This is a genomic window from Sphingomonas sp. 66-10 (assembly GCF_001897045.1).
Lineage (GTDB): Bacteria > Pseudomonadota > Alphaproteobacteria > Sphingomonadales > Sphingomonadaceae > Sphingomonas > Sphingomonas lycopersici.
The window spans coordinates 11,591-22,067 of sequence record NZ_MKRR01000045.1 but is presented as its reverse complement, the minus strand read 5'-3'; the positions used below and the strand labels follow the sequence as shown (position 1 = coordinate 22,067).

General features: G+C 65.4%; 11 protein-coding genes and 1 pseudogene. 3 read left to right on the top strand and 9 right to left on the bottom strand.

What is annotated here, in order from left to right; genetic code table 11:
• Positions 1 to 35 precede the first annotated feature (35 nt).
• From rplD to rpsL, 7 genes are all read right to left on the bottom strand, one after another.
• The gene (gene rplD, locus BGN95_RS05500; RefSeq protein ID WP_179512571.1) at positions 36 to 653 is read right to left on the bottom strand and encodes a 50S ribosomal protein L4; all 618 of its coding nucleotides are present in this window, start codon (positions 651 to 653) and stop codon (positions 36 to 38) included.
• A 3-nt stretch (positions 654 to 656) separates the two neighbouring features.
• Positions 657 to 1,406, bottom strand: a complete 750-nt coding sequence (rplC, locus tag BGN95_RS05495) for a 50S ribosomal protein L3 (protein WP_179512572.1) — start codon at positions 1,404 to 1,406, stop codon at positions 657 to 659.
• Between the two features lie 299 nt (positions 1,407 to 1,705).
• Positions 1,706 to 2,014 carry a 30S ribosomal protein S10 gene (gene rpsJ, locus BGN95_RS05490; RefSeq protein ID WP_007406109.1) on the bottom strand — a complete coding sequence of 103 codons (309 nt, stop codon included), beginning with the start codon at positions 2,012 to 2,014 and terminating at the stop codon, positions 1,706 to 1,708.
• A 190-nt stretch (positions 2,015 to 2,204) separates the two neighbouring features.
• Positions 2,205 to 3,395 carry an elongation factor Tu gene (gene tuf / locus BGN95_RS05485; protein ID WP_179512573.1) on the bottom strand — a complete coding sequence of 397 codons (1,191 nt, stop codon included), beginning with the start codon at positions 3,393 to 3,395 and terminating at the stop codon, positions 2,205 to 2,207.
• Between the two features lie 144 nt (positions 3,396 to 3,539).
• Positions 3,540 to 5,612 carry an elongation factor G gene (fusA, locus tag BGN95_RS05480; RefSeq protein ID WP_265270825.1) on the bottom strand — a complete coding sequence of 691 codons (2,073 nt, stop codon included), beginning with the start codon at positions 5,610 to 5,612 and terminating at the stop codon, positions 3,540 to 3,542.
• A 69-nt stretch (positions 5,613 to 5,681) separates the two neighbouring features.
• Positions 5,682 to 6,152 (bottom strand): 30S ribosomal protein S7, encoded by a 471-nt coding sequence (gene rpsG, locus BGN95_RS05475; protein ID WP_179512575.1) that lies wholly within the window; start codon positions 6,150 to 6,152, stop codon positions 5,682 to 5,684.
• Between the two features lie 141 nt (positions 6,153 to 6,293).
• On the bottom strand, positions 6,294 to 6,665 hold the full coding sequence (gene rpsL / locus BGN95_RS05470; protein ID WP_022687071.1) for a 30S ribosomal protein S12: 372 nt from the start codon (positions 6,663 to 6,665) through the stop codon (positions 6,294 to 6,296).
• A 293-nt stretch (positions 6,666 to 6,958) separates the two neighbouring features.
• On the opposite strand from rpsL, the gene BGN95_RS05465 reads away from it, so the two are divergent.
• Positions 6,959 to 7,210 (top strand): type II TA system antitoxin, ParD family, encoded by a 252-nt coding sequence (locus BGN95_RS05465; protein WP_179512576.1) that lies wholly within the window; start codon positions 6,959 to 6,961, stop codon positions 7,208 to 7,210.
• A pseudogene (locus BGN95_RS05460) lies at positions 7,207 to 7,305 on the top strand (type II toxin-antitoxin system RelE/ParE family toxin); the annotation flags it as partial. The gene BGN95_RS05465 and the pseudogene BGN95_RS05460, both read left to right, overlap by 4 nt.
• A gap of 243 nt (positions 7,306 to 7,548) precedes the next feature.
• Here BGN95_RS05460 and BGN95_RS05455 read toward each other — a convergent pair.
• Positions 7,549 to 8,850, bottom strand: coding sequence for a Xaa-Pro dipeptidase (locus BGN95_RS05455; protein ID WP_286771881.1), 1,302 nt, complete (start codon positions 8,848 to 8,850; stop codon positions 7,549 to 7,551).
• A gap of 72 nt (positions 8,851 to 8,922) precedes the next feature.
• Between BGN95_RS05455 and BGN95_RS05450 the strand changes: the two genes are divergently transcribed.
• Positions 8,923 to 9,390: a GFA family protein gene (locus BGN95_RS05450; protein ID WP_265314461.1), complete on the top strand. Its 468-nt coding sequence runs from the start codon at positions 8,923 to 8,925 to the stop codon at positions 9,388 to 9,390.
• On the opposite strand, the gene BGN95_RS05445 is transcribed toward BGN95_RS05450, so the two are convergent.
• A partial coding sequence (locus BGN95_RS05445) for a hypothetical protein (RefSeq protein ID WP_286771880.1) occupies positions 9,369 to 10,477 on the bottom strand: 1,109 nt, incomplete at its 5' end. The two genes, BGN95_RS05450 and BGN95_RS05445, sit on opposite strands and share 22 nt — an antisense overlap.

Below are 10,477 nucleotides of genomic sequence, written 5' to 3'. Positions count from 1 at the left end.
CATAGTGACGATTGTCGATCGCCTTGGTCGGCTTCTTAGCCATTGAAGCGCGCCTCCAGCTTCTCGACCGCAGCGCGGGTAAGCACCAGCGTGTCGGCCTTGATGATGTCATAGACGTTGGCGCCGACGGCCGGCAGCAGGTCGACACCCGGGAGGTTGCGCGCGGAGCGGAAGCCCACGCCAGCCTCACCATCGATCACCAGCGTGCGCTTGCCAACGCCCAGCGTCTCGAAATGGCCCTTCAGCTCCTTGGTCTTGTCGACCTGGAAACCGTCGAGGACGATCAGCGAACCCGCCTTGGCGTGGCTCGACAGCGCCATCTTGAGGCCCAGCGCGCGGATCTTCTTGTTCAGCGACGGATTGAAGTCGCGAACACGAGCGCCGTGCGCCTTGCCGCCGCCGATGAACACCGGCGCCCGGCGATCGCCGTGACGGGCGACGCCGCCGCCCTTCTGGCGACCGAGCTTCTTGCCCGAGCGGGCGACATCGGCGCGCTCACGCGTGCCGCGCGCGGTGGCGCGGCGCTTTTCGAGCTGCCAGGTGACGACGCGGTGCAGGATGTCGGCACGCGGATCGAGGCCGAACACCTCATCCGAAAGCTCGACTTCCGCGGCCTTCGCCTTGGCGTCGAAGGAGGAAACCTTGACCTTCACTTATCAGCCCTCCTGGCCTTCGGTCGCCTCGGGCGCGATCGGCGCTTCGGCCGGCGTGTCCGCTGCGGTGTTGCTGTTGGCGGCCTTCAGACCGGCGGGCAGCGGCGCGTCGGCATGACGCGCGACCTTCACCGAGTCCTTGACGAACAACCAGCCGCCCTTCGATCCGGGCACCGAGCCCTTGACGAAGATCAGGCCGCGCTCGACGTCGGTACCGACGACTTCCAGATTCTGCTGGGTGCGGTTCTTGTCGCCCATGTGCCCGGCCATCTTCTTGTTCTTGAAGACGCGACCCGGATCCTGGCGGTTACCGGTCGAACCGTGCGAACGGTGCGACACCGACACGCCGTGGGTGGCGCGCAGACCGCCGAAGCCCCAGCGCTTCATCGCGCCGGCAAAGCCCTTGCCCTGCGTGCGGCCCTGGATGTCGACATATTGGCCGGCGACGAAGTGATCGGCCGACAGCTCCGCGCCGACGTCGAGGAGATTGTCCTCGGTCACGCGGAATTCGTGCACGATCGCCTTCGGCTCCACCTCGGCCTTGCCGAAGTGGCCGCGCTGCGGCTTGGCGACATTCTTGGCCTTGGCGCTTCCGGCGCCAAGCTGGACGGCGGTGTAGCCGTCACGATCTTTCTCGCGGCGGGCGACGACCTGCAAGCCTTCGATCTGCAGGACGGTGACCGGCACGTGGCGGCCGTCGTCCTGGAAAAGGCGGGTCATGCCCATTTTCTTCGCGATCACGCCGGTACGCATGATCCACTCGCTCCTTGACAGAGGCACCCGCAGGCCCATCCCACGGGTGCTTGTGACCGCCCCTTGAAGGAGCGACCAGTTCGGCCCGGAAATGCGAAGCGTGCCCCCGTCCCGGGCCGGCGCTTCCGCGAGGGAAGCATGACGGGAGACGCTGTCCCGGACGAGCACGAAGCCCGCCGGCGGTATCTCTAGTCTGTCAGTCGCCCCGCGTGGCGGGGTTCCTAAACGTCACACCCGATTTTTTGCGGGAATGACAAACCCGCGGGACTCGCCTGAGTCGACCGCGGGGATGCGGGCCATTACGCCAGCTTGATCTCTACGTCAACGCCCGCGGCGAGATCGAGCTTCATCAGCGCGTCGACCGTCTGCGGCGTGGGCTGCACGATGTCGAGCATACGCTTGTAGGTGCGCACCTCGAACTGCTCGCGGCTCTTCTTGTCGATGTGAGGGCCACGGTTGACCGTGAACTTCTCGATTCGCGTCGGAAGCGGAATAGGACCGCGGATAAGCGCGCCGGTACGTCGGGCGGTGTCGGCGATATCGCCGGTCGCCTGATCGAGCACACGATGATCGAACGCCTTCAGGCGAATACGGATGTTGCTGTCCATTTTTCCTACCGATGCGAAAGAGCGGGGCAACTCAACCGCGCCTCCATCCACTGCGGATGGCGAATCGGCGGCCGCCTCTTGCTGTTTTCAAACACGAACCGAAGGCGCGGCGCATAGCCATGCCTTCACTAAAAGGCAACCGCCCGACACACCTTTCGGTGGGCCGGGCGGCTGTTTTCAAGCGAAACGCTTACTTGGAGATCGCGCTGACGACGCCTGCACCGACGGTGCGGCCGCCTTCGCGGATCGTGAAGCGCTGCCCCACGTCCATCGCGATCGGCGCGATCAGCTTCACGCCCAGCGCGACGTTGTCGCCCGGCATGACCATCTCGGTGCCCTCGGGCAGCTCGACGGTGCCGGTCACGTCCGTGGTACGGAAGTAGAACTGCGGACGATAGTTGGCGAAGAACGGCGTGTGACGGCCACCCTCGTCCTTCGACAGGACGTACACTTCCGACTTGAACTCGGTGTGCGGGGTGATCGAGCCCGGCTTCGCGAGCACCTGGCCACGCTCCACCTCGTCACGGCCGACGCCGCGCAGCAGCGCGCCGATGTTGTCGCCGGCTTCACCCGAATCGAGCAGCTTGCGGAACATTTCCACGCCGGTGACGGTGGTCTTGCGGGTGTCGGTGATGCCGACGATCTCGACTTCCTCGCCAACCTTGACGATGCCGGTCTCGACGCGGCCGGTCACCACGGTGCCGCGGCCCGAGATCGAGAACACGTCTTCGATCGGCATCATGAACGGCTTGTCGAGCGGACGCTCCGGCTGCGGGATATACTCGTCAACCGCCGCCATCAGCTCGAGAACGGCCTTCTTGCCGATCTCGTCGTTCGAGCCATCGAGCGCCTTGACCGCCGAGCCCTTGATGATCGGAATATCGTCGCCCGGGAATTCGTACGACGACAGCAGCTCGCGAACTTCGAGCTCGACGAGCTCGAGGATCTCGGCGTCGTCGACCAGGTCGACCTTGTTCATGAACACGACCATCGCCGGCACGCCGACCTGGCGCGCGAGCAGGATGTGCTCGCGGGTCTGCGGCATCGGGCCGTCGGTCGCCGAAACGACGAGGATCGCGCCGTCCATCTGCGCCGCGCCGGTGATCATGTTCTTCACATAGTCGGCGTGGCCCGGGCAGTCGACGTGCGCATAGTGGCGCTTGTCGGTCTCATACTCGACGTGCGCGGTCGAGATGGTGATGCCGCGCTCGCGCTCTTCCGGCGCCTTGTCGATGTTCGCATAGTCGACGAACGTCGCGCCGCCGGTCTCGGCGAGCACCTTGGTGATCGCCGCGGTCAGCGAGGTCTTGCCATGGTCGACGTGACCGATGGTGCCGATGTTCAGGTGCGGCTTGTTCCGCTCAAACTTAGCCTTAGCCATTGATTCCCTACCTTCTGGATATCCACTTGAGCCGCACGAGGACTCGCCGTGAAGGCGGCCCCATAGCGACTGTTTTCACCCATTGCCAGCCCCTCCCCACCGGCCGTCGCGGGCGACGGCCGAAAGATGGGGATGCGCCGGGCGTTACGCCAGCTTCGCCTTCACTTCGTCGGCGACGTTCTGCGGCACCTCGTCATAATGCGAGAACTGCATCGAATAGCTGGCGCGGCCCTGCGTGAAGGAGCGCAGCTGATTCACGTAACCGAACATGTTCGCCAGCGGCACCATCGCGGTCACCGCCTGCGCGTTGCCGCGCGTGTCGGTGCCCTGGATCTGGCCGCGCCGCGAATTCATGTCGCCGATGACGTCGCCCAGATAATCTTCCGGCGTCACCACCTCGACCTTCATGATCGGCTCGAGCAGCTTGATGCCCGACTTCTGCGCCGCTTCGCGCATCGCGCCGCGGGCGCAGATTTCGAACGCCAGCGCCGACGAGTCGACGTCGTGGTACGCACCGTCGGTCAGGTGCACCTCGAAGTCGATGATCGGGAAGCCGATCAGCGAGCCGGTCTCGGCGGTCTCGCGGAAGCCCTTTTCCACCGACGGGATATATTCGCGCGGGATGTTGCCGCCCTTGATCTCGTCGAAGAACTGGAAGCCCGACCCACGCTCACCGGGGATGACGGTGACCTTGACGCGGCCGAACTGGCCCGAGCCGCCCGACTGCTTCTTGTGGGTATAGTCGATGTCGACCTTCTTCGCGAGATATTCGCGATACGCCACCTGCGGCGCGCCGACATTCGCCTCGACCTTGAACTCGCGCTTCATGCGATCGACGAGGATCTCGAGGTGGAGTTCGCCCATCCCCTTGATGATCGTTTGCCCCGATTCGTGATCGGTCGACACGCGGAACGAGGGATCCTCCGCTGCGAGACGATTGAGCGCGATGCCCATCTTCTCCTGGTCGGCCTTGGTCTTCGGCTCCACCGACAGCTCGATCACCGGCTCGGGGAATTCCATCCGCTCGAGGATGATCGGGGTCGCCGCGTCGCACAGCGTGTCGCCGGTCGTGGTCTCCTTGAGGCCCGCGATCGCGACGATGTCGCCGGCGAACGCTTCCTCGATGTCCTCACGCGTATTCGCGTGCATCAGGAGCATACGGCCGATCTTTTCCTTCTTGTCCTTCACGCTGTTCAGGACCTGGCCCTTGGCCAGCTTGCCCGAATAGATGCGCGCGAAGGTCAGCGAGCCGACGAACGGGTCGTTCATGATCTTGAACGCCAGCGCCGAGAAAGGCGCATTGTCGTCGGCCGGACGGGTGTCCTTGGTCTCGCCGTCGAGCTTGACGCCTTCGACGTCAGGAATGTCGAGCGGGCTCGGCAGATAATCGACCACCGCGTCGAGCAGCGGCTGGACGCCCTTGTTCTTGAACGCCGAGCCGCACAGCACCGGCACGAACGAGAAGTTCAGCGTGCCCTTGCGGATCAGGCGCTTGATGGTGTCCGCGTCGGGCTCCTCGCCCTCGAAGAACTTCTCCATCACCGCATCGTCCTGCTCGACGACGGTCTCGATCAGCTCGGCGCGCGCCGCAGCGGCGGCATCCGCCAGCTCGGCCGGGATGTCCTGATATTCGAACTTCGCGCCCAGCGACTCGTCGAGCCAGATGATCGCGCGGTTGTTGACCAGATCGACGAGGCCCTTGAAGCCGCTCTCGATCCCGATCGGGAGATAGAGGACGAGCGGACGCGCCCCGAGACGATCCTTGATCATCTCGACGCAACGCTCGAAATTCGCACCGGTGCGGTCGAGCTTGTTGACGAAGCACATGCGCGGCACGCGATACTTTTCAGCCTGGCGCCACACCGTTTCCGACTGCGGCTCAACGCCTGCCACGCCGTCGAAGCAGGCGACCGCGCCGTCGAGCACGCGGAGCGAACGCTCCACCTCGATCGTGAAGTCGACGTGCCCGGGGGTGTCGATGATGTTGATGCGGTGATCGTTCCAGAAGCAGGTCGTCGCGGCGGACGTGATCGTGATCCCGCGCTCTTGCTCCTGCTCCATCCAGTCCATCGTCGCGGTGCCTTCGTGCACTTCGCCGATCTTGTAGGACTTGCCGGTGTAATAGAGGATGCGCTCCGTCGTCGTCGTCTTACCGGCGTCGATGTGCGCCATGATGCCGATATTGCGATAACGGTCGAGCGGATGGCTGCGGGCCATGATCGTAGGTTCCTTGAGCGAATGTGGGGAGCCGGACGGTCCAGCTCCCCCCAATATAGGTGCCGGTGCTTACCAGCGGTAGTGGCTGAAGGCGCGGTTCGCCTCGGCCATACGGTGCGTGTCTTCGCGCTTCTTCACCGCGTTGCCGCGATTGTTCGAGGCGTCGAGCAGCTCGCCCGAAAGGCGCGCCGCCATCGTGTTCTCGCTGCGGCCGCGCGCGGCGGAGATCAGCCAGCGGATCGCCAGCGCCTGCGCACGCTCCGGACGGACCTCGACCGGCACCTGATAGGTCGCACCGCCGACGCGGCGGCTGCGGACCTCGATGCCCGGTTTCACGTTGTTGAGCGCGTCGTGGAACACGCCCAGCGGGTCCTTCTTCGCGCGGGTCTCGACGGTGTCGAGCGCGCCATAGACGATGCCTTCGGCGACGGACTTCTTGCCGTCCAGCATCACCGAATTCATGAACTTCGACAGCACCACATCCCCGAACTTGGGGTCGGGCAGGATTTCCCGCTTCTCGGGACGACGACGACGCGCCATTTGGAATTCCTTCTCAGATCAACCGCGGCCCACGATCGCGCGGGAGCCTGCGGAGTCAAAACCGTTCATGCTGGGGCCTGATGGCTCCCGGACAAGCTCGCCTCGGGCGATCTTTCCGGGATGATCATGCCCCCGGCATGATCACTTCGGCCGCTTCGCGCCGTACTTCGACCGCGACTGCTTGCGGTCCTTGACGCCCTGCGTGTCGAGCACGCCGCGCAGCACGTGGTAGCGCACGCCCGGAAGGTCGCGCACACGGCCACCGCGAATCAGCACCACCGAGTGCTCCTGCAGGTTGTGGCCTTCGCCCGGGATGTAGCTGATCACTTCGCGGCTGTTGGTCAGGCGGACCTTGGCCACCTTGCGCAGCGCCGAGTTCGGCTTCTTCGGGGTCGTGGTATAAACGCGGGTGCAAACGCCGCGCTTCTGCGGGTTCTGCTCCATCGCAGGGACCTTGCTCTTGGCCTTCTGCGGGTCGCGGCCCTTGCGGACCAGCTGGTTGATCGTCGGCATTGAAGCCTTCACCTTGTCCTAGAGGTTACTTTGCTGGAGCCTTCACAAGCTTACGGAATACGAAAAGGACCGTTGGGCGATCGTATGACGACCATCCCGGCCCTTGATGCATCCAGCAATGTTCAAGCTTGCCCGCGAGGCTTTCGACCCCACGAACGGGCGCGCCTATACGCGCAGGCGCCTTTCGGGTCAATGGCGCGGGGACGAGGGCGAGTTTACCGTCACCGGTGCATGTATCGCTGTATCCACATTTGTGCTAATGTGGATTTGTGCCGTTTTACGGAAACCGACGTATGAGCCGCCTGACCATCGACATAACCGACCAGCAGCACCAAAGCCTGAAGGCGCTGGCGGCGCTGCAGGGCAAGACGATCAAGCAATATGCGCTTGAACGCTTGTTCCCCGGCGATTCGGACGCCGACCGGGCATGGCAGGAATTGCAGGGCCTGCTGCAAACCCGGATCAACAGCGGGCTTGCGGGGATGGTCTCCTCCAAGAGCGTCGCAGACATTCTCGATGAGGAACTGGCCGAGCGCCGCGCTTGACGGCCTATATCCTCACGGCGGAGGCAGAGGCCGATCTGCGCGGCCTTATCCGCTACACGCGCAGTCAATGGGGCGACGCGCAGCTACGCCGCTATATCGGCAAGCTGGAACAGGGCATTGCCAGCCTCGCGGCCGGACAAGGCGCATTCAGGGACATGAGCGCGCTCTTTCCCAAATTGCCGGATGGCGCGTTGCGAACATCATTACGTCTTTTGCCTGCCGCGCGAAGGTGCGCCCGCGTTGATCGTGGCAATTCTTCACGAGCGCATGGACCTCATCACACGACTGGGCAACCGCCTCGCCGAATAGCGGCTGCCCCTTTCGCCGCCCCCCGTCCATCACTGCATCGCCACCGGCACGCCGCCCTTGAGCACCGCGACCGGATGCTCCAGCGTCTTAACATCGGCGAGCGGGTCGCCCTTCACCGCGACGATATCGCCATAATGCCCCACCGTCAGCGATCCGACATCCTCGCTCCGCCCCAGCGCCTCGGCGGCGCTGGTGGTGGCGGCACGGATCGCCTGGATCGGGGTCATCCCCCATTCGACCATCTTGGCGAATTGCTTGCCGTTGTCGCCGTGCGGATAGACCCCGGCGTCGGTGCCGAACAGCATCTTCACCCCGGCGCGGACCGCGCGCTGGAAGGTCTGGCGCTGCTTGAGCCCGATCATGCGCTCCTTGTCGAGGCTCTCCTGCTCGGTGCCGTTCTTGGTCCCGGTCGCGAGGATATAATCGTCGTTGTAGATATCCATGTCGAACCAGGTCTTGTGCTGGATCGCGAGCTTGATCGCCTCGTCCGAGGCGAGGCTGCAATGTTCGATCGTGTCGATCCCCGCGAGGATCGCGGTTTTGATCCCCTCGTCGCCGTGCGCGTGGCTGGCGACTCGCATGTGGAGCATATGCGCCTCGTCGGCGATCGCCTTCATCTCTTCGAACGAGAGCTGCTGCCCGCCGACCGAATCGCCCAGCGAGAACACCCCGCCGGTGGCGCAGATCTTGATCACCTCGGCGCCATATTTGTGCAGCCAGCGCACCTTGGCGCGCGCCTCCTCGGGCGAATTGACCACCGACGGCTCCTTGCGGTCATAGCCCGGCGGCAGCGCGTTGTTGTCGCAATGCCCGCCGGTCGCGCCGATCGCATAGCCTGCCCCGGTGATGCGCGGCCCCGGCACCCAACCGCCGTCGATCGCTTCCTTGAGCCCGATATCCTGGAACCCGTCCGCGCCGACATTGCGCACCGAGGTGAAGCCCGCGCGCAATGTCTTGAGCGCATTGGCGACCCCCACCGCGCTCCAGAAACTGTCGGTATATTTGAGCGTCTGATAGCCGCCGACCTCGGCCAGCCCGGTGAGATGGACGTGCATGTCGATCAGGCCGGGGAGCAGGGTCACGTCGCCGAGATCGACCTGCTTCGCCCCGGCCGGCGCTTCGGGCTTGGACCCGCGCGTGCCGATCGCGGTGATGCGCCCGTCGGTGACGACGATTACCGGCTGGTCGACCAAGGCGCCTTTTTCGACATCGAGCATCCGCGCGGCGGTGACCACCGTGGTTTCGGCCATTGCCTGCCCCGCCGCCACCAGCCCGACGATCGCCAGCGCCGATGCCGCCGACGCGCGCGCCGCAGCCACCCATTTCCTCATTGCCCGATGCTCCCCCGATAATATGGTTGCAGCCATCATGGCGCGGCAATTCCGCGGAGGAAAGAGATCATGATGCCTGATTTGCCGATCGAGGGGGGCTGCCGCTGCGGCAAACTGCGTTTCCGCATCTCGGCGCGCCCGTTGCTGGCGATGGCCTGCCATTGCACGGGCTGCCAGAAGATGACGGCCAGTGCCTTTTCCACCTCGCTCGCGGTGCCGGAGGCGGGGTTCGCCGTGATCGCCGGGGAGCCGGTGATCGGGGGGATGCACGGCTATCCACACCATCATCATTGCGACTGGTGCAAGGGGTGGGTGTTTACCCGACTCGATCCGGCAATGGGCTTCGTCAACGTGCGTGCAACGCTGCTCGACGATCCGGCATGGTTCGCACCGTTCATCGAAAGCTATACCAGCGAGGCGCTGCCCTGGGCGCAGACTGGCGCGCGGCACCGTTTCGCGCGCTTCCCCGAGCCATCCGACTATCCCGCCCTGATTGCCGAATATCAGGCTCTATGGGGTCAGCCGAGCATCCCAAGATAGCTTTGCGGTGGCAGCGGCAGCGCGATCCGGGTGACGATCGCCGGCAGGCATACCACCGCCACCAGCGCCGCGCCGAGGCGGAATCGCCGGCGATCGAACGCCGGCCAGCCGATCACCAGCCCGATCGCCGCCGCGATCATCGCCCATAGATGATAGCGCAGGTCCGAGGCGATGCTCACCGCCGCGAAGCTCGCCTCCCCCGCGATCGCCGAGACGAACAGCGCACGCGCCAGCACCGCTTCCGCCGATCGGTTCCGGCGCAGCGCGACCAGCCCGGCGAGCGCGAGCCCGAACCACATGAACGGCCAACCGAGCGGTGTCTCGACGACATAACCCCCGACACGCTGCCACCCGCGCGCCACCGCGCCGGGCGAACCCAGCCCGAGGTCGTTGCGCTCGCTGTGCAGCGTCGGCGGCGCGCCGGGCCAGCGATATGGCACCAGCCAGCGCATCGTCGAATTGAGATGCGCCAGGCGATGCGCGGCATAAGCGAGCGGGTGGCTCAGCATCGCCCCGACCCACAATCGATAGAGCTGCGCGACCGGCATCCTGGCGAGCGGCGCGACGTCGGCGCCGCACGGACCCCCGTCGCTCAGCGGATCCCAGAAATAAGACTTCGCACAATTGAGCGCGACGATCCGCGCCACGCTCGTGGCCGGCAGGCCGACATCGGCGCCCGGCGCGCGCACCGCGATCCCCGCGAGATCGTAGAGCGGCTGGGTCCGCGTGACTCCGCTGTCGCGCGCGCCGAGCAATTGGTGATTGATGACCGGCGACAGCGCGAGCACCATCGCGACGCCGCCCGCCGCCACCGCCACGCGCGCGCGCCAGCCGAGCGGCACCAGCATCGCGACCAGCGGCGCGACCGCGAACACCGCATTGGCGCGCACCAGCACGGCATAGAGCGTGAGGACGCCCGCGGCGGCCCAGGCCAATACGCCGGGGTGCCCCACGATATCGCCCGCCCCCTCTTCACCGTTCGCCCTGAGCCTGTCGAAGGGCGGCCCCAGCTCTCGAACGGCAGGACGCCCTTCGACAGGCTCAGGGCGAACGGTGGAGGAATGCGCCGCAAGACCTAGCCACCCCG

Bases quoted from the DNA above. Each gene is read 5' to 3' on its own strand.
- rplC (WP_179512572.1), bottom strand. From the start codon at position 1,406: ATGCGTACCGGCGTGATCGCGAAGAAAATGGGCATGACCCGCCTTTTC.
- BGN95_RS05450 (WP_265314461.1), top strand. From the start codon at position 8,923: ATGCCTGATTTGCCGATCGAGGGGGGCTGCCGCTGCGGCAAACTGCGT.
- BGN95_RS05465 (WP_179512576.1), top strand. From the start codon at position 6,959: ATGAGCCGCCTGACCATCGACATAACCGACCAGCAGCACCAAAGCCTG.
- rpsJ (WP_007406109.1), bottom strand. From the start codon at position 2,014: ATGGACAGCAACATCCGTATTCGCCTGAAGGCGTTCGATCATCGTGTG.
- tuf (WP_179512573.1), bottom strand. From the start codon at position 3,395: ATGGCTAAGGCTAAGTTTGAGCGGAACAAGCCGCACCTGAACATCGGC.
- fusA (WP_265270825.1), bottom strand. From the start codon at position 5,612: ATGGCCCGCAGCCATCCGCTCGACCGTTATCGCAATATCGGCATCATG.
- rpsG (WP_179512575.1), bottom strand. From the start codon at position 6,152: ATGGCGCGTCGTCGTCGTCCCGAGAAGCGGGAAATCCTGCCCGACCCC.
- BGN95_RS05455 (WP_286771881.1), bottom strand. From the start codon at position 8,850: ATGAGGAAATGGGTGGCTGCGGCGCGCGCGTCGGCGGCATCGGCGCTG.
- rpsL (WP_022687071.1), bottom strand. From the start codon at position 6,665: ATGCCGACGATCAACCAGCTGGTCCGCAAGGGCCGCGACCCGCAGAAG.